This is a genomic window from Actinokineospora sp. UTMC 2448 (assembly GCF_024760565.1).
Lineage (GTDB): Bacteria > Actinomycetota > Actinomycetes > Mycobacteriales > Pseudonocardiaceae > Actinokineospora > Actinokineospora fastidiosa.
Genome location: NZ_CP031087.1, coordinates 5,533,330 through 5,555,170 on the forward strand (window position 1 = coordinate 5,533,330; position 21,841 = coordinate 5,555,170).

Annotated in this window: 12 protein-coding genes; 4 read left to right on the forward strand and 8 right to left on the reverse strand. The window is 68.9% G+C overall.

Features of this window, described 5'->3' with window-relative positions:
• Window position 1: 1 nt before the first annotated feature.
• Genes Actkin_RS25250 through Actkin_RS25260 form a run of 3 tightly spaced genes read left to right on the forward strand, consistent with a single transcriptional unit; the run spans window position 2 to window position 2,696 of the window.
• The gene (locus Actkin_RS25250; RefSeq protein ID WP_258904488.1) at window positions 2–1,225 is read left to right on the forward strand and encodes a glycosyltransferase family 4 protein; all 1,224 of its coding nucleotides are present in this window, start codon (window positions 2–4) and stop codon (window positions 1,223–1,225) included.
• An 8-nt stretch (window positions 1,226–1,233) separates the two neighbouring features.
• On the forward strand, window positions 1,234–2,088 hold the full coding sequence (locus tag Actkin_RS25255) for an NAD-dependent epimerase/dehydratase family protein (RefSeq protein WP_258904489.1): 855 nt from the start codon (window positions 1,234–1,236) through the stop codon (window positions 2,086–2,088).
• Window positions 2,085–2,696: a class I SAM-dependent DNA methyltransferase gene (locus Actkin_RS25260; protein WP_258904490.1), complete on the forward strand. Its 612-nt coding sequence runs from the start codon at window positions 2,085–2,087 to the stop codon at window positions 2,694–2,696. The genes Actkin_RS25255 and Actkin_RS25260 overlap by 4 nt, the downstream gene beginning before the upstream one ends.
• On the opposite strand, the gene Actkin_RS25265 is transcribed toward Actkin_RS25260, so the two are convergent.
• Entirely contained in the window at window positions 2,693–3,436 is a 744-nt protein-coding gene (locus Actkin_RS25265) for an acyltransferase (RefSeq protein ID WP_189213473.1), read from the reverse strand. The two genes, Actkin_RS25260 and Actkin_RS25265, sit on opposite strands and share 4 nt — an antisense overlap.
• 294 nt (window positions 3,437–3,730) lie before the next feature.
• Between Actkin_RS25265 and Actkin_RS25270 the strand changes: the two genes are divergently transcribed.
• Entirely contained in the window at window positions 3,731–4,678 is a 948-nt protein-coding gene (locus tag Actkin_RS25270) for a nucleoside hydrolase (RefSeq protein WP_258904491.1), read from the forward strand.
• Here Actkin_RS25270 and Actkin_RS25275 read toward each other — a convergent pair.
• From Actkin_RS25275 to Actkin_RS25305, 7 genes are all read right to left on the reverse strand, one after another.
• Window positions 4,675–5,352 carry a hypothetical protein gene (locus tag Actkin_RS25275; protein WP_258904492.1) on the reverse strand — a complete coding sequence of 226 codons (678 nt, stop codon included), beginning with the start codon at window positions 5,350–5,352 and terminating at the stop codon, window positions 4,675–4,677. The two genes, Actkin_RS25270 and Actkin_RS25275, sit on opposite strands and share 4 nt — an antisense overlap.
• Window positions 5,353–5,362: 10 nt before the next feature.
• Entirely contained in the window at window positions 5,363–11,074 is a 5,712-nt protein-coding gene (locus Actkin_RS25280) for an RHS repeat-associated core domain-containing protein (protein WP_258904493.1), read from the reverse strand.
• A gap of 8 nt (window positions 11,075–11,082) precedes the next feature.
• Window positions 11,083–17,694: a LamG domain-containing protein gene (locus Actkin_RS25285; protein ID WP_258904494.1), complete on the reverse strand. Its 6,612-nt coding sequence runs from the start codon at window positions 17,692–17,694 to the stop codon at window positions 11,083–11,085.
• A gap of 381 nt (window positions 17,695–18,075) precedes the next feature.
• Window positions 18,076–19,230 carry a THUMP-like domain-containing protein gene (locus Actkin_RS25290; RefSeq protein ID WP_258904495.1) on the reverse strand — a complete coding sequence of 385 codons (1,155 nt, stop codon included), beginning with the start codon at window positions 19,228–19,230 and terminating at the stop codon, window positions 18,076–18,078.
• Between the two features lies 1 nt (window position 19,231).
• Window positions 19,232–20,185, reverse strand: a complete 954-nt coding sequence (locus Actkin_RS25295) for a class I SAM-dependent methyltransferase (protein ID WP_258904496.1) — start codon at window positions 20,183–20,185, stop codon at window positions 19,232–19,234.
• Window positions 20,175–20,954, reverse strand: coding sequence for an enoyl-CoA hydratase/isomerase family protein (locus Actkin_RS25300; protein ID WP_189213478.1), 780 nt, complete (start codon window positions 20,952–20,954; stop codon window positions 20,175–20,177). Before Actkin_RS25300 ends, Actkin_RS25295 begins: the two co-directional genes overlap by 11 nt.
• 51 nt (window positions 20,955–21,005) lie before the next feature.
• On the reverse strand, window positions 21,006–21,821 hold the full coding sequence (locus Actkin_RS25305) for an ABC transporter ATP-binding protein (protein WP_189213479.1): 816 nt from the start codon (window positions 21,819–21,821) through the stop codon (window positions 21,006–21,008).
• Window positions 21,822–21,841: the final 20 nt, after the last annotated feature.

Genomic DNA, 21,841 nt, shown 5'->3' on the forward strand with positions numbered 1-21,841 from the left:
GATGCGCGTGCTGATGCTGTCGTGGGAGTACCCGCCGGTCGTGGTCGGCGGGCTCGGCAGGCATGTGCACGCCATCGCCCGGCACATCGCCGCCCACGGCCACGAGGTGGTCGTGCTGTGCAGGCACGAGGCGGGCACCGACGCGTCGACGCACCCGACCGAGGACGCGGTGCACGAGGGCGTGCGGGTGGTCCGGGTCGCCGAGGACCCGACGCACCTGGTGTTCGAGAAGGACCTGGTGGCGTGGACGCTGGCCATGGGCCACGCGATGATCCGCGCCGGGCTGCGGCTGCTCGACGGCTGGCGCTCGGACGTCGTGCACGCCCACGACTGGCTGGTCACCCACCCGGCGATCACGCTGGCCGAGCAGGCGGGCGTGCCGCTGGTGGCCACGCTGCACGCCACCGAGGCGGGCAGGCACTCCGGCTGGCTGTCGCAGCCGCTCAACCAGCAGGTCCACTCCGCGGAGTGGTGGCTGGCCAACCGCGCGGACGCGCTGATCACGTGCTCGTCGGCGATGCGCGCGGAGGCGGCGCACCTCTTCGAGGTCGACCCGGCCTCGATCGAGGTCATCCACAACGGGATCGAGCCGCGCGGCTGGAAGGTCACGCCGGTGCGCTCGGCCGCCCCGCAGCTGCTGTTCTTCGGCCGCCTGGAGTGGGAGAAGGGCGTCCACGACCTGATCGCGGCGCTGCCCAGGGTGCGGCGGACCCATCCGGGGACGCGGCTGGTGGTGGCGGGACGCGGCTCGCAGGTGCACAACCTGATCGAGCTGGCGCGCAAGCACCGGGTGCGCCGCGCGGTGGACTTCGTGGGGCACCTGACGGACGAGGCGCTGTCGGCCGCGCTGGGGGCGTCCGACGCGGTCGTGCTGCCGAGCCGGTACGAGCCGTTCGGCATCGTCGCGCTGGAGGCGGCCGCCGCGGGCGCGCCGCTGGTGGCGTCGACCGCGGGCGGGCTGGGCGAGGTGGTGATCGACGGCAGCACCGGCCTGTCGTTCGCGCCGGGCGACGTGGACGGCCTGACCCGCGCGGTGCGGGCGGTGCTGGACGACCCGGCGGCGGCGCGCAGGCGGGCGCGTGCGGCCAAGGCGCGGCTGTCGGTGGACTTCGACTGGAGCCGCATCGCCGCGCAGACGGTCGAGGTGTACGCGCGGGCGTCCGTGGGCGCCCACCCGCCGCTGGGGCGGCCCAAGATCGCGTCGGGGAACGCCTTCGGGCCATAGTGGTCCCCATGCGGGTTCTCGTCTTGGGGGGCACGGCCTTCGTCGGCCGCGCGATCGTGGACGCCATGCTGGCGTCGGGGTTGTCGCCGACGTTGTTCAACCGGGGGACGTCGGCGTTGTTCCCTGAGGTGCCGCGGTTGGTCGGCGATCGGTCCACGGGTGACTACTCGGCCTTGTCGTCCGATTCGTGGGATGCCGTGGTCGACGTCAGCGGGTATGTGCCACGCCATGTGGGGCAGGCGATGGCGGCGCTGGACGGGCGGGTCGGCCGGTACCTGTTCATCTCCAGCCACGTCGTGTACGCGCCGTGCGGGCCGGGTGCCGACGAGGACACTCCCCGGCGAGAGCCGGTGCGCGACACCGAGGTGCTGACCAACGAGACGTACGGCCCGTGCAAGGTCGCCTGCGAGGACGACGTGCTGGCCCGCTTCGGCGACCGGGCGACGATCGTGCGGCCGAGCAAGGTGGCGGGGCCGTTCGACCCCCAGGAGGGCTTCACCCACTGGCTGCGCCTGGCTGCGGCGGGCGGCCGGGTCGAGGTCCCCGGCGATCCCGCGCAGCCGGTGCAGCTGATCGATTCCCGCGACCTCGCCCAGCTCGTGGTGCGCCTGCTGGTCGACGACCGCCCCGGCGCCTACAACGCCGTCGGCCCGATCACGACCCTGGCGGACCTGATCACGACGTGCGCGTCGGCGGCGGGGACGTCCGTGGAGATCGCGCGCGTGCCACCTGCCCCCGCACCCCTCATCCGCGCCGACTGGACGACACAGCAACGCAGCTCCGCTCGCGCGCGGGCGGCGGGCATGCCGGTGACCCCGCTCGCCGCCACCGCGACCGATGTGCTGGCCTGGGACCGCGCGTGAACGACGTCCGCGCGTCCTACGACAAGGTGGCGGCCGACTACGCTGCCCTGCTCCACGACGAGCTGGCGGGCAAGCCGTTCGACCGCGCCATGCTCGCCACGTTCGCCGAGCTGGTGGACGGCCCGGTGGTGGAGGTGGGCTGCGGGCCGGGCCGGATCGCCGCCCACCTGCACGGCCTGGGCGTGGACGTCTCCGGGATCGACCTGTCACCGGGCATGGTCGCCGTGGCCAGGCGGACGTATCCGGGCCTGCGCTTCGCGGTGGGCACGATGACCGCCCTGGACATCCCCGACACCGCCCTCCGCGGCGTCGTGGCCTGGTACTCGATCTGCCACACGCCCCTCGACGACCTGCCCGCGGTGTTCGTCGAGCTCCACCGCGTCCTGGCTCCCGGCGGGCTGCTCCTGCTCGCGTTCAAGGCGGGCGACCGGAAGGGGCGCCTCAGCCACGCGTACGGCCACGACCTGTCCCTCGACGTGCACTGGCACCCGCCGGAGCGCGTCGCGGCGATGGCGGCGGACGCGGGCTTCACCGAGTCCGCCCGCCTGGTCCGCGCGGCGGACGGCGCGGAGAAGGGCCCGCAGGCGTACTACCTGGGACGGCGCTAGGCCGACTCCAGCGTCTCCCGCAGGGCGCGGTCGGCCTTGCGGCCCATGTCGGCGATGGCCTCGCGGCGGGCGGCGTCGGCCTCGTAGGCGGCGCGGCGGTCGCGCACGACCCGGGCCGGGATGCCCGCGGCGACGGCGTAGTCGGGGATGTCGCCGCGGACGACGGCGTGCGCGCCGAGGACGCAGCCGCGGCCGATCCGCGTGCCCTTGGTGACGGTGACCTTGGTGCAGATCCAGGTGTCCGGCCCGATGCGGACCGGGGACTTGACGATGCCCTGGTCCTTGATCGGCTGGTGGATGTCGTCGGTGACGTGGTCGAAGTCGCAGATGTAGACCCAGTCGGCGACCAGGGCTGCGGCGCCGAACTCGATGTCGAGGTAGCAGTTGACGACGTTCTGCCTGCCGAAGACGACCTTGTCGCCGATGCGCAGCGAGCCCTCGTGGCAGCGGATGGCGTTGCCGTCGCCGATGTGCACCCAGCGCCCGATCTCCAGCCGCCCGAACCCGGGCCGCGCGTGGATCTCGACGTCCTTGCCGAGGAACACCATGCCCCGCAGCACGACGTGCGGGTTGGCCAGGCGGAACTTGAGCAGCCGCCAGTAGCGGACCAGATACCACGGCGTGAAGGCGCGGTGCCGGATGACCCAGCGCAGCGAGTCCAGGGTGAGGAACCGCGCCTGCGCCGGATCCCGCCGCTGCCGCATCCGAGAGGTGAACGGCGAACCCCACATGGACGTCATGCGCAGAAAGGTAACCCAGCCACCCCACCACCGACCCAGCCCCTCCTTCCACCTCACCCGCGACCCCCGGACCAGCGCCGAGCCACCCTCGGCCCGCCCGCGACCAACCAACCAACACCGAGCCACCCCTCGGCCCCACCCGCGACCACTAGCCAACGCCAAGCCGCTCCTCGGTCCGCCCGCGACCACCAAGGCAAAGCTGAGCTGCCCACCAGCCCATCCTCGACCACACCGCCGCGCCAGGAGCCTCGCCAACGAAGGCATGGGGCGAGCCGGTCCTGGCAGGCTGGAGCCATGCCCCGACTCGTCATCGACACCGACCCCGGCGTGGACGACGCCTTCGCCCTGGCCCTGGCCGCCCGTTCCCCCGACATCGACCTGGCCGCCGTGACCACGGTGTTCGGCAACGTCGGCCTGGACAGGACGACGGCCAACGCCCTGGGCCTGCTCGCGCTGGCGGGCCGCCCGGACGTCCCCGTCGCCGCGGGCGCCGCCCGCCCCCTGGTCTACCCCGCGCCGCACGAGGCCGACTACGCCCACGGCCAGGACGGCCTCTCCGGCGGCGCCGCCCGCCTCCCGGCCCACCCGCACGGCCTCCACCGACTCGGCGCGATCGACCTGCTCGCCCAGACCCTCCGCGACTCCCCCACCCCGGTCACCCTCGCCCCGATCGGCCCCCTGACCAACATCGCCCTGCTCATGGCCACCCACCCGGACCTACGATCCAAGATCGACCGCCTGGTGATCATGGGCGGCGCCCTGACCGGCGGCAACACCACAGCCGCCGCCGAGTTCAACATCTGGGCAGACCCCGAGGCCGCGTACCGCGTCCTAGTCGAGGAAGACGTCCCGACCGTCCTGGTCCCCATAGACCTGACCTACCGCTGCGCCGTAGACGGCGCCTGGCTGACCACCCTCCGCGAGACGGGCCCGCTCGGCGAGATCCTGGAGTCCTTCACCCCGTCCTACCGAGCCCACTACACAGAACTACTAGGCCACGACTGCACCATCCTCCACGACGCAGTCGCCGTAGCCGAGGCAATCAACCCGGGCCTGCTGACCACCAAACGCATGCCGGTAACTGTCCAGACCACCGGCCCAGGCCGGGGCGCAGTGATCGCAGACCAACGCCTGAACGTCCCCCTGTCCCCCGGCTACCGCGAAATCGACGTCGCCGTCGACACGGACCTGGACGGGTTGCGTAACTGGTTCCTTACCCTCCTGGGACGGACTGAGAGCTAGGAAGACTGCATTCGCTGCGCCAACCGCTGGCGCCACCACGCGATCCAGCGGACGGCTTTGCTCGGCGGGTCGGGGTTCTCAAGGTACTTCGCCTCGACCTCACGAAGCATTCCGTCCAGTTCATCCGGATCACCATCGTCGATGAACATGCCGAGGTAGGGAAGCGGCCAAGAAAGGGGGATCGTGAAAGACTGCCTGCGGTCGAGCAGCCCATCCCTGCACTGTTGGGCAACATAGTCCCGGTCACACAACGCCCGCCACCGGTCCAGCCATCCCCCATCGGTGAGTTGGCGTACCAGAGCCTCACCGCCACGGTGGTAGCCATCGGGGAGCGGAAGCTCCCACATCCCGGCGTCGTACTTGTTGTGCTCATTGGCCACTTCATCAGGCACGAGCAGCCGGTCTAGGTACAGCGCACCATCGAACGACGGTGCGCGCTTCTTTCCCGACCGATCACTCACATAAGCCATCATCGCGTCTGGGATAATTGCGTACTCAAGGTAGAAGCGCAGCATATCAGGATCACCCGCGCGCGACTCGAACTTGGCAAAGACAACGTTGTCCGGAGCCTTTCCTATACTGAACCGACGGCCAGATTTCCTGAAACCGGCTGCCTTGAACGGCTCAGCAGCGTATTCCTTGATGTACAAATCGAGCAGATGGGGTTCCGCCATGGCGATGATCCTACCGCCGCCCCACTGGCACAGGAAGTCGACCGACGACCGAGGGGATCGGGTTGAACCAATTGAGAACCTCTTCGAGGATGGACGGCGCTTGGCTAGTGACCGGAACAGGGGCTGGCTCAGGAGGCGCAGGAGGAGTCGGCGGCGTTTGCACGTACCTCTCCCACCGCGTGTTCTCGATATCGAACTCCTCTACCAGCCCAACCTGCTTCCATTGGTCCATCTTCATACGCCGGTCGCCGTCATCGGCATAGGCGACCTCCCCGTCAACGATACCCCAGTAGTTGGTTTTCGGATACTTGAGTACATCCTTATACGGACCACCGATAACCCAACCAGGAGAGGCGCTTATGTTTTCTTTCCAGTTGATGAGATTATCGGCATACCATTGAGCCTCGACCTGCGCCACCGACCCCTTCTTATTGGCGCCGATCGCCTTCACTTCCCATACGTAGTAGTGGTCGTAGCACGCGTTCACCTCTGGACATATTGTGACAGCGAGAACGATGTCGGCGTAGCCGAAGTTTGGAGTACAGCCAGCTTTTCGAACCAAGCTCGCCATGTCGAGACACCGCTTGCTAGCGTCGTCGATTTTCATTCCCTCGTACACCCGGACGTTCTGAAAGCCGAACATGTTCGCCTGCCAAGTAATCTGACGAGCAGCCGCCTTTTGTACCGCATTGTGTTTACTGGTACGATTGTAGGGATTACCGGAACCGGTCGCAGCGAGCGAATCCGATATCGATTCTGCGAGATCCTTGACGTCCTGGATGACATCAAGCCACCCCCATATCAATCCGGTTGGGTCACTCCACGTTATCGGGCTGTTGCCCGCGTACGCGTACGGATTCCACTGGTTCGGGTTAGCATCATCGAGAATCGGGTCGACGCTGAGGAACCTGCCGGTGGAGGGGTCGTATTGGCGGGCGCCTACCTGAAGCAGGCCGGTGGGGTCGACGGCGCCGCCGACGAAGCCCTTGTCGCCTGGCCAGATCGGGGGTGGGGTTCCTCGGGTGCCGCCGAAGGGCAGCTGGCTGCGGCGGGTCACCGCCAAGGTGCTCGCGTTGATGGTGATGTGCCCCGTCGCCTGGTGGTCGGAGAACATCCAGGTGAGGGTGGCGCCTTGGCGAACCGCGATCGTGCGGTCGCCGTAGGTGTAATAGCGGGTGCAGGTGGGAGTGGTGGAACCGGCGTTGAGACGGATCTCCTGCCCCATCAGGTACAACGTGGTACCGCTGGGATCCTTGCGTAGTAGTCGTTCACCGTCGGCGCCGTAGACGAACCTGGTGGTCTTGCCGTCCTTGGTGATCGTGCTGACCCGGCCCTCGGCGTCCCAGGTCAGGGTCTCGCCCACTCCTGCGATGGTGCGGTTCGTGGTGTTCCCCGCGTCGTCGTACTCATAGGTCGTCGTCGAGGGGGACGCGCCCGTGGTCGTGACGCTTTGCAGGCTGTGGGGCTGCGGCTGCCCGGCGGGCGGATAGGTGTAGGTGTGCGTGGTGTCGCCCGATGCTTTGTGCTGAACCTCGCTAACCCTGTTGCCCGCCAGGTCATAGGTGTACGAGTGCCAGTAGGGCGCTGGCCCGCCCAGAGCCGTAGCGGACGGCGCCGAGTCGCAGCCTGCTGTCGGGGTCCACGCCTCGGTCAGCCTGCGTTGGTGGTCATAGCGGAAGCACTGCTTGTCCCCCGTCACCGCTTCAGCGATGGACATGACGTTGCCTACCGCGTTGTAGGCGTAGCTCACGTCCGACTGCTTCGGGTTGGGCACCTCGGCGTCCACGATCGTCCGGGCGAGCCTGCGGGTGTCGGTCTCGTAGTAGTAGGACGCCCATGCCCGCTTGGCTCCCGTGCCGAGTTGCATAGTCTCCAACTCGCCATAGCGGGTGTACGTAGTCGCGGTGACCAGTTCGACCGTGCCGTTGTAGCTGCCCGAGCTCGACAGCAGCAGGCCGTTGTCGTCGTGGACGTAGTTGACCGTTTCGGCATTGAGGTCGCCCGATTTCGGGTACGACATCCCGGACACGCTGCCGTCCGGACCGTAACTCGTATACGCCTTGTAGGTGTTCGCCAACGCGCCCTCGGCGGCGGGGATCGTGGTCCACACGCCAATAGGCCGGTACATCGGGTCGTAGGATGAGATCTTTGTGGTGTAGGGACTGCCATCCGTCCACCGGGTCGACGTGGCGGGATGGCCCTTCGCGTTCGGCACGGTGTCGAAGGTCCACTCGGCGAGCTTGGTCCCGGTCGGACTGCCAAGCCGGGTGGAGGTCCTGCGCCCGAGCTCGTCGTAGGTCATCGCCACGATCGCCCCGCGGGAGTCGGTGCTGGTGACCACCCGGTCCATCACGTCGTGGGTGAACTCGACGACCCCCTTGTCCGGGTCCTGTGACCGCACCACGCGGCCACGCAGGTCGTATTCATACGTCCAGCGGTTTCCCGCCGGGTCCCGCATCTGCGACAGCTGCCCCGCCGCGGTGTACTGGTAGGTGGTCGAGTCGAACGCCCCGGTGGGCGCTGGCCCGTGGTACTGGCGCAGTTCGACGGTCTGCCCCCGGGCATCGCTGATGGTCGTCGTCGGCGTGCCGCCCGGGGGTGGAGTCACGTGCACGCGATCGCCCTCGTAAGCGGTGGTGGTTCGCCATTTCTCGATCGCACCGGATTGGAAGACCGCCGCGACGGCCCTGCCCGCACCGTCGTAGAGGACGCGGTTGAGACCGGGAACGTCGACGTCCGATGCCTCAAACAGCTCCAGGTCTATCGGCGCGTCGTTGAAGTACGGTTGGGTCTTCTTGTACGGCCTGCCGTGCGAGTCGTACCGGGTATCGACGATGGTTCGGCCGCCCCCGACCGCGGGAGTCTGGATCTGCCGCGGACGCAGCAATCCGTCGTACAAGGTGTGGCTGCTGGTGTAGTTGCCGTTCGGCCCGACCTTCGTCGCCACGATCACGCTGGGCTGGTCTTTGCGGATGTGGTAGGCCCACTTCTGCGTGCCGTTGGGGAACTCCGCCTTGGGCCGGTCCGGCAGCCAGGTCTCGGTACGCCTGCCGAGTGGGTCATACGTGGATTCGCTGAAGCGCCCGTTCGCGTCGGTCAGCTTCGTCACCAGGCCCCAAGCGGGCTCGAGGTGGGTGACGGTCACCAGCCCCGCGGGCAACGACAGGGTTGTCGGGCTCGTCTCCGCAGTGCTCGTCAGCGGACCACCGACAGCGGGCGTATAGGCCGTCTTCGTCGTCTGGCCTGCCGCGTCGGTCGACTCCACCACCCGGCCGTGCTGGTCGTACCTGCCCGTCCATTTGGTCAGGTAGACCGCGCCGCTCGCGGGTCTGGACGTCGCGATCTCCATCCGGGTGAGGTTTCCGCTCGTCGGCGCGGCACCTGCGGCCTGGCCGTCGTAGGACATCCGGCTGGCATTGATCACGTCTTGGGGGTAGACGGGCGTGGCATCGCACTTGACCGCGACCGTCTCGACTGTGGATGGCAGGTTCAGCAGCCACTTTCCCGTACCGCGGACATATCCGGTCCGGGTGCACCGGTCATCGGAGGCGCTGCCCAGGTCACCGAGGTCGTCGGTGGTGGTGGGGATACCACGGTCGTCATACGCGGTTTCGATCGCGGTCGTCCGCCAGCCTCCGGACGCCAGCGCCGTATAAGTCCGTTGTGTCCCCTGTCGGACTATGTGGGCCTTGAACGGCCCTCTGGTCGCCGTCGGTCCCGCGACCCACGGCGTGGTGATCGTCTTGCTCACCACCCCGCCGCCAGCTCCGTTGTAGGCAGTCGACTCGTACCCGAACCCCGCCAGCCAGTCCGAGTCGGCGCGCGACCCGCCCTCGGAATCGGTCACGGTCACCGACCGCGCTCCTGACGGCAACCGGTCCTTGTCCATGCCCCGGTGGAATCTGCTTTCGGTGAGCGTGACGGGTCCCGAGGGGTCACGGGAATCACCGGTCCTGACCCGTACGCGAGCGAACCCGCGGAACTCGTTCCAGGTCTTGTCCTCGTCATCGACGAACTCCGAGGTGTCCCAGTGCCACGCCGCGCCGTCGAGGTACTCGTAGGAGGTCACCTGTTGGGTGCTCGTCGACAGGCGGTCCGAGTTGGTGACGCTCTCCACCACGTACTTGTGGAAGTAGTCGGTCCGCTCGGCGAAGTCCTTCTTCGTCCACTTCTGGGGGAAGCAGCGCAGGGTGTTCGTCTCGGGATTCGCGGGCATGGAGGACCCCGCGACGCAGTTGGGGCCGGCGTAGCTGATCGACGTCACCCCGCCCGACTCCGACACGATCCCGACGAGCCGGTAGCGGTTCAGCGGCGCGACGCCGTCGACCTTCTCGACTCGGTTCGCCAGCGCTTTGCCCTCGAAGGTCACCTCCGGCAGAGACGCCTCGCCGCCGACCATGCCCTTGTGCTGGACCCCACTCAGCCAGAGCGCGGCGGGCTCGTCATCGCTAGGCGTCGGGAAGTCCTGCCGCAGCGTCCACCGGTCCACGGCCTCGAAGCCTGTGCCGCGGCGGACGTAGGTGGTCACGGAAGAGAGCCGCTTGGTCGTCCAGAACGTCGGCGAGTGCCGGTCCGGGCACGTCGCGGTGTCGCACCGATCGTCCAGCGGCGTGTCCGGCCAGTTCGCCTTTCGGTCGAGTGTGCAGGTGCTGCCCTTGACACACCGGTCGGAGACGGCGAACTCCACTCTGCCTGAGGGCGGAATCGCGGCGTCGTTCTCGCGGAGGCCGTACTCGATGCGTTCGAGGGTTCCACCGCGGATGTAGGACACCGCGGTGTCCTCCATATTCAGCCCATACGCATTGGTCTCGGTTCGGTAGTAGTAGCGAATGACGTTGCCGTTCCGGTCGATGATCTTGTCGAGGTTCCACCGCCACGCCTGCGTGCAGCGGGACGCCTCGAAGGTGGCGGCGTGACAGGGCTCGTTCTCGTCATCGCCGAACACCGGGACCGTCCAGGTGGAGCCTGAACTCGCCTGCGATCCGAACAGGTACTGCGTCCCGTCGACCGTGGTGATGCTCCAGTACTCACCGTCTCGCGCTCCGTTGGCCGCACCGGTCCGCCGTTCCACGCGGGAACCGTCATCGGTTCGGGTCCGCCACTCCCCGGTGTGGTCGTCCCGGATGAGCATCCCGCCTCCACCGGGGAACGCTGCCGTCGCGTTGTCGCTGCGCCAGCAGAGGTCGCCGGTCTTCGGCGGGACGGTGCCGCCCATGTCGTCGTTCGCGCACGCCCCGTAGGACCGCTCGATGAAGCCGGACGAGAGGTCCCAGCCGTCTCCCACCCAGGATGGCTGGTTGTTGGTGGCGCTCGTGCGCCCATCCACGGCGGAGGACCGGTAGTTCAAGGCGATGGCGGGCTCGAGGCCGCCCGGCGCGGGTGGCACGCGCATGGGGTAGGACCAGGTGAAGTCCCCCGTTTGCAGGCTCACCTCCCACGACGACGACGGCGCCAGCGAGGTGGCGGTGTTCATTCCGCCACCGTCTTTGGCCGCGCTGGCGGGCTGGTCCCCCGACAGCGCCCGCTGGCTGGCCTGGTCGATCGGGCGCGGGGCCATCAGAGTGGTGGTTCCGCCCACCGAGGGGATTTCCGGCCCCGGCACCGACGGTCCGGCCACCGCGGCCGCAGCACCGGGCGCCAGCAGTTGAGGGACCGTCGCGAGCAGTGACGCGGCGGCGACCAGGGTGACCGCGCGCAGCGGTCCTCTCCGAAGCGACAACATGATTCCCCCTAGTTGCTCGCCTGGTCGGGCGGTGCGGTGAGCAGGTGACCGAGCAGTCCTTCGACCGTCCGGCCGTCGCACGTCGGGCTTCGCGAAACCCAGCGCTGTCCGGACACTGAGCAGTTGTAGACAGGGGCGGTTGGCAGACCTGCGGGCGGCTGCGGCCAGATGTGGCCGAAAGTCCCCATCTTCTGCGCTCCGCCGCAGTTCGCGTCCAATGACAGGAAATGATCGGCGCCGCTGCGACAGCCGTACAGCGGTTGGGTTCCCGGCTCCGCAGTCTGCGGCAGCCAGCCGAGGACCCCGTCGAACCGGTACTCAGCGGGCGCGCCGTGCACGGTCATCGTGTGGTCGGTCCGCTCGACGCTGTAGTACCGGCTCAGTGGGGCGTAGGCGATGGTGTAGCCGAGAGGCCCGTCCACGGTCGCGCCACCACAAGTCGGGTCGGTGGAGTCGAAGTGGTCCGGCCCCCTCCGACACCGGTACACGCGCGTTGACGGAACACTCGGCGCCGCCGAATACACGCGGCCCGCCTCGCCCAGAGTCGTCTGCCCCTCGCAGCCTGGATCCGGTGAGGTGAACGCGTCTGTGCCGTAGAGGCAGGCGTACAAGGGGATGGTGCCAGCTTCGCCGGCCGCGGGCATCAGTCCGAGGGTGGCCGAGAAGTGGTACCCCTCCGGGGCAGGGGACGACGTGCTCGCGGTGTAGCTGTCGCCCTTCCCGTTGGTGTAGACGCCGAGCTGGCCCGCAGGAGGCGCGGGGAAGGTGGCCCGGCGCAGGATCTCCGCGTCGGATGCCATGCCCATGTCGATGGTGACCTCGTCGATGTCACCGGCGAAGAACTGGCCGGGAGCCCCGTTGACCTTGCCGCGACCGATCGCGAACCCGCCCCAAGCGGGCCAGAGCGCCACGTTGTTGCGCACGCCCGCGAGCTTGCCGTCGACGTAGACCCGGATCTGCTGCCCGGGGTAGTCGTAGACGCCGGTGACGTGGGTCCAACGGTTCAGCGTCGCCGGTTGGCTCGACTGCGCCTGCACCCACCCCGCGCTGTCAGTATCGGAGGCAGCGGCGCCGAACGACCACCGGTTGGACTCGGGCCGGTACTGCAGGGCGAACGCGCTCATCCGGTCGCCCTCCTGGGCGAGAATGGTGCGCACGGAGCCGCCACTGGTCGCCCTCGCCCACGCCGACACGGTGAAGCTGCCCACCATCGGGACGCCGACGCGCTCGCTGACAGCACTGCCGGAAGCGCCGTCGAACCGCGCAGCCTTGCCCGCGATGCCCTCGACGTAGGTGATCCCGGCGGTAGCGGTCATGGGGTTCGCCCGCCAGGACCAGTCACGGACGGAGTCGTCGTCGAACCACCACTGACCGTGCACGGCGAGGTAGGCCTTGTCGTAGATCTTGCGCACCTCACCTGCTGATATCGGCCGGTGGAACGCCTGGACGTCGTCGATGGCCCCCAGGAACAGATCCGCCGTGAGACTCTTGCCGCGTCCGATCGCGAAGGGGCCTGCCGAGTCCCAGGTGCCGGCCACCCTCCCGACAGCCGACAGCAACCCGTTCACATACAGGGACACGCGGTCGGCCGCGGCGTCATAGGCCACGGTGAGGTGAGTCCAGTGGCCGACCGGCACCGTTTCAGCCGACGTGATGACCGTGGTAGGGGCGCCTGCGGCATCAGACGCCGGGACCTCGACCACCCACCGGTTGCCCGGCCCGTCCTGCCGCAGGACGAATGCGCTCCTAGTGGCGCCGTCCTGGCTGAGGATCGCCTGTGTCGCGCTCCTCCTCGGATATACCCACGTCGAGACCGAGAAGCTGGCCGAGGTCGTCAGCACCGGTCCCGCGGTCGCCGCGTATCCGGTCGACCCATCCAGCCAGCTGGTCGATCCGATCCGGCCGCCGTGCCAGAGTGCCCCGCCGTGCATGGTGGCGGTCCGTCCGTTGGCGGTCGAGTCAGCCGCCGTGGTTCCGGAGCCCTCGTCGAACTTCCAGTGGCCGGCGTCGGGCACGGGCAGCATGGGCGCCGGAACCGGAGCCGGATAGCTCGTGAACAGCGACCACACCCGATCCGCGTCGAGAACCCCGGTGTAGAGCCGAACGTCGTCGACGAGCCCGGACCAGTGCCAGGTGGGCTGACCGGCGGTCCTGGCCCTGCCGACCACCAACGGGCCGGTCCCCTGCCACGGTTGTTCCAGAGTGCCGTCGTCGATCCTGGACCCATCGACGTACAACCAGAGCTTGCCCGCTGGGGCGTCGTAGACGCCCACGAGGTGCACCCAGGTGTTGATCTCGCTGGGGATGACCGTCACCGCGGCTTCGGCGACGACGCCGTCCTCGCCAGGCATCTCGAACACCCACGCACCCTCAGGGTGCGTCCTGGTGCTGTGGCCCAGCCGGAACTTGCTGTGGTCGCCGGAGTCCATGCTCACAGCCGTGACAGGGTGGCCGCCGCCATCGAGGTACACCCAGGCCCCTACCGCGAAGCTCTTGTCCGTCCGCAGGTCGATGCCGCTGACAGCGGCCGAGTCGTCGGTCCCGTCGAATCGGGCGGCGTTGCCGACGCGGCCTGGTGCGAAACTCGCACCCCCGACCAGTTCGCCGTCGCGCACGCCTACGGAGTCCGCGGCGTAGGCGCCACCCGCCTCGTCGAACCGCCAGTTGTGCACCAGGGTCAGATCGCGCCCCGCGAGGGTCACCACTTCGGCCGCGTTCAGCGGGCGGTTGTAGATCGAGACGTCATCGATCGTGCCGGAGAAGTAGTCAGTGGCCGTGCCGTTCCATTTCGACCGACCGATGACCAGCGGTCCCGTGGCGTCGAATCCGCCGGTGTGCGCCGTGCCACCCGCATGCACGCCGTTGACGTAGAGGTCGACCCGCTGGCGCTGTTTGCTGTAAACAGCCGTCAGATGGGTCCACACGCCGTACTGGACAGCACCGCCCACCACCCGGGCCCCGGAGGCGTTGTCCGAGTCCGCTGAGGGGAGGAACAGGTTCCACCGTCCGTCCCCAGCCGTGCCGAGGACGAACCCGCTGGTCCGGGCTCCGTCCTGGGAGACGACACCCGCCCAGCCGATCCCCCGGTCCGGGCGGACCCACGCGGTCACGGAGAAGCTCTCCGTCGTGGTGACCACCTTCGGAGTCGACAGGTGGCCGCCTCCACCGAGCTTCATCCCGAGGTCCGCCGGGTCCGGGTGGTCGGCCCGGCCCGCGGCCCACTGCACGTCGCCGATCTTCTCGGTGGGCCGCCCGGACGTGGCCTCGACGGTGTCGCCGTCAAGCGCCCAAGCCGCGATCCGCACGTTGTTCTGCCCCACGATCCCGGCGATCTCGTCCTCGTTCAGCGCGCGGCTGTACACACGCACCTCGTCGACCAACCCGGACCACGCGTCGACCAGGTTGCCCTGCCACAGTGTCTGGCCGATCCGGAAGGCGCCGCCCGCGTTCCACACCGGTGTGCCGCGCTGCGCGGTGGCGGCCAGTTCGCCGCCGACGTAGAGCCGCAGCTGGCCGGTGGGGGCGTCGTACACGCCCATCACGTGAACCCACTCGTTCAGCGTCGCGTCGGCGTTCTGCGGCGCGGTGGCCGCATCCCAACCGGTGGATGTATCGCTGTCTGCGTGCGGCAGGGCGAAAACCCATTTGCCGTCCCGATACCACAGGGCGAAGCCCGCGTTGCGCTGTCCGTCCTGGCTGGCGATCGCTCTGGCCCCACCGGTCTGGGCCAGCTTGACGTAGGCGCCCACGGTGAAGCTGTGGTCGGTCCGCACCGCGTTCCGGCTCGTGGTGAGGTGGTCATCCACGCCGTCGAGGCTCACCGAACCGTGTCCTGTGCCCGCCACCGCGCTGTCGGCCGTGAAGACCGCTCCGCCCGCGAGGGTGGCCGCGTCCCCGCCTTCGACGGTGTTCCGCGCGGTCTGGTTCGGCTGACCGTCCACCACTCGCTCGTCATCGAAGCGCCAGTGCCCGACCTGGACGTTCGATCGCGCGACGGCCGCGCGCACCTCGCTGTCGGACAGAACTCGATCGAAAACCTGCACCTCATCGATCGCGCCGAGCCACGGGTTGGTCTGGATTCCGTTCCACTTCTCCTTGCCGATGAGCACCCGACCAGGGGCGTGCCAGGGAACAAAGCCCTGGGGAAGCGCCTCGGTATCGACGAGTTCGCCGTTGACGTAGAGCAGGACTCGCTGGTTGTCCTTGTCGAACACACCAGTCAGATGAGTCCAAACCCCCTCTTGCGGGGCGTGCTGGGACACCGCAAGGGTGCCTGTCGCGTCGGCGCGGTCGGAGTCGGCGAGCATGAAACTCCACCGCTTGCCGACCGCGGTGTCGCGGTAGTTCAAGAACCAGCCGCTGGCCTGATCGCCCTGCTGGGCCGCCACAGCCCGGCCCCCGGCCGTGATGTTCTCCGGCCGCACCCAGGCCGAGACGGAGAAGCCGGTGTCCGTACGCACCGCATTCGGGGCGACCACCGCGGACGCGCCGTCGAACCGCGCCCCGGTGCCGGTAGCGCCCGGCACGTACGCCACCGATCCCTCAACTGTGCCATGTCGGTCGCCGAGGAAAGCGCTGTCGTCGGCATTGCCCTCGAAGGACCACTGGGCGTAGGCGCCATTCCCTGCCCGGACGTAGATCCGGTAGGAGACTACGTCGCTCTTGTGGCCTGCGCGGTCGACGCTCTGCACGTACAGCGTCCGAGGCCCGTCCCCGGGTGGAGCGATCGAGGGGTAGGCGGGGCCGCCGAGGCTGGTTGCTTCCACCTTCTGTGATGGCGGTGTCGACCAGCCATACAGGTAGTGGTCGATGTCGCTGACACCGCCTGACCGGAAGGTGAAGACGTCGGCGATGCCCGGTCCGCCGTGCCAGCGGTCATCCTGCGGATAGAGCGCGCTCGCCACCGTGGGCACCGACCCGGGTGCTTGGCGGTCGACGATGAACGCCCTAGGTCCAGCCGCCGCGGGACTGGAATCCGTGCCATCCGTGCCATGGACCCACCAGGTGATCCGCTTCCCGTGCTTGTCGCCGATGTGGATATTGGCGTCGTGTGTCGCACCGGAAGCCTGTGACGCACCATCCCAGGAAGCGATTTCCACGCCGTCGGCGGCGACCCTCCACTGCGCGCGCAACGTGTCGTTGTCATCGTCGGTCAGGTTGGCGCGCAGCCGCATATCGGCATCACCGAGGTACGCGGTGCCTCCACACCACTTGCAGGGGTTGGGGATCGGCGGGTCGGTGCTGAGGCTGGTCGGCTTGTCGGGAACAGTGTTGTAGTTGACCGACAATTTCGTTTGCGCAGGGTCCAGCTTGCGCCAGGCGATCTGATCGGCGCTGTCTTTGGCCTTGATAAAGTAGGTGGAGATCGCGCCAATGCCGTTGTTGCCTACGGCGAAGCCTGCGGGTTTGTACCCCGTGCAACTCGACCAGACCCCACCCATGCTGGCTTCGCTCAGCTTGCCGCCTTGGCGGCGCGTGTTCCAGGTCATCCCGTTGTAGACCTGGTCAGTGGCGATGTACAACTCGTGGGTGCGAGCACTGCAGTTGGGGCTATGCACGATGACCGTGTTGAGGGACGCCCCGAGAATGTGCTTGCCGCTTAGATCGCGGGTGTCGAACTGGAAGTAGGCCCACGCCTCGCCGATCCCGTCACACCCGCCGCTGGCGGTGTAGCACTGACCGACTTGGGCGTGGGGAGGTTCTCCGCTGGTCCACCAGTAGGCGGTCGTCGGCCGACCGGACAGGACGTTCGCCCAGTTCATCCGGGTCCGCACGAGCGTGTTGGGATCGATGAACACCGGGTAGGTGACGTCCGGATCGGTCAGGAAGTCCCGATCCGGCACCAACGTCATGGCGCCATCGGCGACCTCCACACCGACCGGCGCCGAACGAGCCGAGTCGGCGCCTTGGCCTGTGGAATCCCACATCACCGACGGGGGCGCCTCGAAAACCACCTCTCCCGCCGTGTCGGCCGCGGTCAACACGCCTCGTTTGTCCACGGCGAGGCGCAGCCCAGGCGTGACGACTCGGAGATCGAGGCGGGCCAACGCCGGGTTCCGCCCCGCCGCGGGCGTCTTGACCACGAGGTGCTGGCGGTATCCGCTCCGCTCCGCGTGGATGACGAGGTCGACGCCCGGAAACACCTCGGCGTAGGTCGCGCTGCTGCCGTCCAACTTCGGTGCGGGAAGAGGTGTCGGCCAATGCAGCGCAAATGAATGGCGGCCGCTTCGGAGTTGCAACAGCGGCGCATCGCCGCCCGGCGACAGGGCCAGGTCTCCGACGGCGGCCTTGGGGCCGACCAAGCCGTCCGGCCGGGCGGACATCGTCGTGTCGACCGCGATCCAGTCACCGTTCCGCTGAACCCGGGTCGGCACGGCGCTGATCTCCGCGGTGAAGGTTCCACCCGGATTCGCGTACACCTCTTTGTTGGGAGTCCGCTGGTCCGCGACAGCGACCCGGGTTCCCTGACGCGCCGCCGCAGCGAGTGCAGTGGTGGCATCCGGGGCTTCCGCGACGGCGATGGACGCCCGCTGGGAAACCGGTTCGCCGACACCGACGAGAACCAGGGTGCTGCCGAGCAGCCCAGCCAGGGCGGCCATGACAAAAATGTGCGTGCGCATGCCAAAGCGCGTCATCATATGACGATTCAACGGTTCCCCAGTCAGGTCAGCGCACGTCACCGTCTGCGTGCGACCCGGTACTGCTCATGCAGTCTCGCCAACCGAGCCTGAACCTGTCTACAGGCCGAACGGACGAGTGACGCTAAGTGAAGCCGCTTAGGCGGCAACGATTAGACTTGACACGACAGCGAGGTGGACCCGGCATTGTCCCGCCGTTTCTCACCGAGAATCTTCAGTCCGCGGTCGACGTCGGACAGGACCGGGAAGAGACCCTTCTCAATCTGCGACATCCGTCAATAAACAGAATGGGTAGATGGTGACGAACACCACCGGCGAGCCCGCTTGGATGCTCTTACGACCGTCCTCGCCAGTGATCAGTGATTACGAGCGGCTCGCTCGGCAGATGATGGCTGTGGGGGTTCGGCCGATTCGGGTGAGGATTACGGAAGCCTCCTCCGGCCCCCGCAGCTTCAACCTCGGCCGCAACGCGTTCGGGTCGATGTCCAAGCCGCGGACCAGGATCTCCGCGCGGCCGACGGAAAGCCGGGACAACGCCGCGCGCAGGGACTTCTCCGTGTACTTGCCGTGTTCCAGCACCTGGAAAGCGCGGATGCCCGGGGGCGGGACCGGGCCCGTCAGGTAGGCGATGTGTTCGTCCAGTTGGGACAGGCCGTGCCGGGCGGCGTAGTGGCGGACCAGGCCTGCGCGGACGACCGCGCCATCCGGGTCGATGATCCAAGCGTCGATCGGGGTTACCGGGCAGGTGTCGTCGGAGGCGTCGGTGAGGGTCCAGGAGGAGCCGTCGGAGCGCAGGACGGTGGCTCGGCGGTGGGCTGTGGCGAGGGTTCCGGTCCACAGGCAGGCTTCGCGGACGGCGCCGTCGAGGGAGACCAGTTCGATCTCGTCCGCCCAGGGCACGTCGGCCGGGTCTACGCCGGGGGCGCACTTCACGGACAGGTCCCGGCCGGTGTAGGCGGCCGCGAGGGCGTCCAGGGGCGGGGTGAAGTCGGCGGGGCGCCAGCGTCTGCGGCCGGAGGCGTCGCGGCGGGCCGGGTCGGCCAGGACCACGGTGTCCCGGGTCGCGGGGTGGAGGGCGTCGGCGCGCACGAACGCTGCCGACGGGACGTTGCCGCGCGCCATCGCCAGCCGGACCGGGTCGATGTCCGACCCGACGACACGGCGGGCGACCTCGGCGGCAGCGGCCACGTCGACGCCCACCGAGCACGTCACGTCGTGCACGTCGCGACCGGCCAGCCGGGCCGCCCGGGACACCGCGACCGGCCACGGGGTCGCCTGCTGCAAGGCGTCGGCGGTGAACAGCCAGTCCGACCACGGCACCTTCGCGGACGCCTTCCGCCGCAACAGGACCGTCTCCACCAACGCCCCCGCCCGCGCGCCGAACAGCGAGCGGGCGGTGGTCACGTCCGCCAGGTGGGACGCCGGGGTCAGCGGCAGGCGGTCGACCTCGGCCGCCGCCGCCTCCCCTTCGGGCGCACGCAGGTACGCCACGTCGTCCAGGGTGAACGGGTAGCCCAACTCAGCCCGGCTTACGCCCGGTCACCAGCACGTTGTAGAACAGCTCGCGCGGCAGCACGCGGCGCATGACCTTCTCGTCCAGCCAGGTCAGGCGCTGCCACGTCTTGTAGGCGAACATCGCCCAGCCGAAGCCCAGCTTCTCCCTCGGCACCGCCGCCTCGAACGTGCGCACCGGCCAGCCGAACAGCGCCGCGGTGAACTCCTCGGTCACCGCGCGCACCTCGACCAGGCCAGCCGAGCGGCACACATCCTCCAAAGAGGACGGATCGAAGGTGTGCAGGTCGACCACGGCCTCCAGCGCCGCCGCGCGCGAGGACTCGTCCAGCTCCTCCTGCGGCTTCCGCCACGCCCGCAGGGGGCCGAAGCGGGTCACGTTGGTCGTCAGCCACCAGGTCGCCTGGCCCAGCTTGCGGGCGTAGCGGTCGCCGACGCGGGTCGGCTCGCCAGCGAAGACGAACCGGCCGCCGGGCTTGAGCACCCGCCGGACCTCGCGCATCGCGGCGGGCACGTCCGGGATGTGGTGCAGCACGGCGTGCCCGATGACGAGGTCGAAGGACTCGTCCGGGTACGGGATGCCCTCGGCGTCGGCCACCCGGCCGTCGACGTCGAGACCGAGGCCGCGGGCGTTGCGCAGCGCGACCTCGACCATGCCCGGGGACAGGTCGGTGACGTGCCCCTTCTTGATCACGCCGCCCTGCATGAGGTTCAGCAGGAAGAAGCCGGTGCCGCTGCCCAGCTCCATCGCGTTCTCGTACGGCCCGAGATCGCCAGCGACCGCCTTGAACCGCTCGGTGGCGTAGCTGATGCAGCGCTCGTCGTACGAGATCGACCACTTCTCGTCGTACGTGCCCGCTTCCCAGTCGTGGTAGAGGACGTTGGCGAGCTTCGGGTCCGCGTACGCCGCCTGGACCTCCTCGGCCGTGGCGTGCGGGTTCGGGGTCGGGTCAGCGGCCATGGAACTCGGCCTTCCCCGGGCCGTTCTCGATGAACGACGCCATGCCGGTCTTCTGGTCCTCGGTCGCCCACAGCGCCGCGAACAGGTGCGACTCCAGCTTCAGGCCGCTGGTCAGGTCCCCGTCCAGACCGCCGTCGATGGCGGCCTTGGCCGCGGCCAGCGCCAGCCCGGGGGCGTTGACGAACTGCGCGGCCCAGCGGCGCGCCGCCTCGTACACGTCGTCCGGCGCGACGACCTCGTCGACCATGCCGATCGACAGCGCCTCCTCCGCCTTGACGAAGCGGCCGGTGTAGATCAGGTCCTTGGCCCGGGACGGGCCGACCAGCCGCGCCAGCCGCTGCGTGCCGCCCGCGCCGGGGATGATGCCCAGCAGGATCTCCGGCTGCCCGACCTTGGCGTTGTCGCCCGCGATCCGCCGGTCGCAGCACAGCGCCAGCTCGTAGCCGCCGCCCAGCGCGTACCCGGTGATCGCGGCGACGGTCGGCTTGGGCAGCTCGGCCAGCACGCTCAGCGACCCGCTCAGCTCCGGCCCGTACGCGGCGATGTCCGGGTAGGACATCGTGGCGAACTCCTTGACGTCGGCGCCCGCGGCGAACACCTTCGGCCCGCCGTAGACGATCACGGCCTTGACCTCGGCGTTCTCCCGCGCCTCGATCGCCGCGGCGCGCAGCTCGGCCTGCAGCTGCCGGTCGATCACGTTCATCGGCGGCCGGTCAAGCCGGATGGTGCCGATCCCGTCCGCCACTTCGAGCCGCACGAACTCACCCACGGCGCTGTCCCTCCTGCTCGGTTGCTCCCGCGAAGGCTACCTGCCAGTAGCTCACGTCCGCCTGCGGGCGAAGAACCGCTCGTCCGCCCGCGTCAACTCCAACTGCTGCCCGAACGCCGCCGACAGGTTCTCGCTGGTCAGGACGTCCTCGATCGGGCCCTGCGCGACCACGCCACCGCCGCTGAGCAGCATGAGGTGGGTGTAGCCGGGCGGGATCTCCTCCACGTGGTGGGTGACCAGGATCGACGTCGGCGCGTCCGGGTCGTCGGCGAGGTCGGTCAGCCGGGCCACCAGGTCCTCGCGGCCGCCGAGGTCGAGGCCCGCGGCGGGCTCGTCGAGCAGCAGCAGCTCCGGGTCGGTCATCAGCGCGCGGGAGATCAGCGTGCGCTTGCGCTCGCCCTCCGACAGCGTGCCGAAGGTGCGGTCGGCGAGGTGGCCGATGCCCAGCGCCTTGAGCAGGTCCTCGGCGCGGCCGGTGTCGAGCCGGTCGTACTCCTCGCGCCAGCGGCCCAGCACGGCGTATCCCGCGCTGACCACGACGTCGAGCACCTTCTCGTCCGGCGGCACCCGGTTGGCCAGCGCGGCCGAGCAGAAGCCGAGCCGGGTGCGCAGCTCGAAGACGTCGACCTTGCCCAGCTGCTCGCCCAGCACCCGCACGGTCCCGGTCGTGGGGTGCAGCTCCGCGCCAGCAAGGCGCAGCAGGGTGGTCTTGCCCGCGCCGTTCGGGCCGAGCACCACCCAGCGCTCGTCCACCTCGACCTGCCAGTTCACGCCGGTCAGCAGGTGGGTGGTCCCGCGGCGGACACCCACGTCCGCCATGTGCACAACGAGGTCGTCAGGATCAGTCTGCGCCGTCACGCCGACCATTCTTTACTGCCGCCCGCACC